The organism is Microbacterium umsixpiens, assembly GCF_053543675.1.
This window is the reverse complement of record NZ_JBLVOH010000225.1, coordinates 1-610: the sequence shown is the minus strand read 5'-3', so window position 1 is coordinate 610 and position 610 is coordinate 1. Positions and strand designations below refer to the sequence as shown.

Sequence of the window (610 nt, the reverse complement as noted above, 5' to 3'; positions counted from 1 at the left end):
CGGTGCGGGTTCTGGGGAGTCCTCCCGTTCGAAGAAGCGGCCGAGGCGCTCGGTCGACGCCGTGACGCTGTCGGCTGCCTCGCTCGCCGTCGTGGCGCTGGTCGTCGCCGGCACCGTCGGCGGCATCCAGATGGCGACGGCCAGCCCGGCCGCGAGTGCCGTGGAGTCGTTGGAGGCCGATGAGGCCGCCCTTCTGAATGCTCACCAGTCCCTGAAGACGGCTCAGGACCGGCTCATCGCCGACATCGACGCGCAGACGGCGGAGGTCGCCCCGCTGCGGAGCGCGCTCACCGGGACGAGCACCGCGCCGGATCCGGCCGGCGGAGCCGACGATGCGCCGATCGCGGTGACCGACGCCGCCGCGCTCGCCACGGCACTCGCGGCCGTCGATGCGTATGCCTCGGGGTTGGCGGCGATCACGGTTCCCGAGCTGCCCGCCGAGTATGCGCGTGCCGACATCGACGAGGACTCGCTCGTGGAGGTCGGCGGCGCGATCGACGGAGTGCAGGAGCGTCTGGTCGCGATGGACGACGCGACCGCCGAGGCCCGGGCTGTCCGCGAGAGGTTCGATGCGCTTCGGCCCACCGCCGACGTGGCGGTGGATGCCTAC

General features: G+C 73.0%; 1 protein-coding gene. It reads left to right on the top strand.

The window, feature by feature from the left end; translation table 11 throughout:
* Positions 1-61: 61 nt before the first annotated feature.
* On the top strand, positions 62-610 hold a 549-nt coding region (locus tag ACNPM4_RS18755), incomplete at its 3' end, for a hypothetical protein (RefSeq protein WP_448986722.1).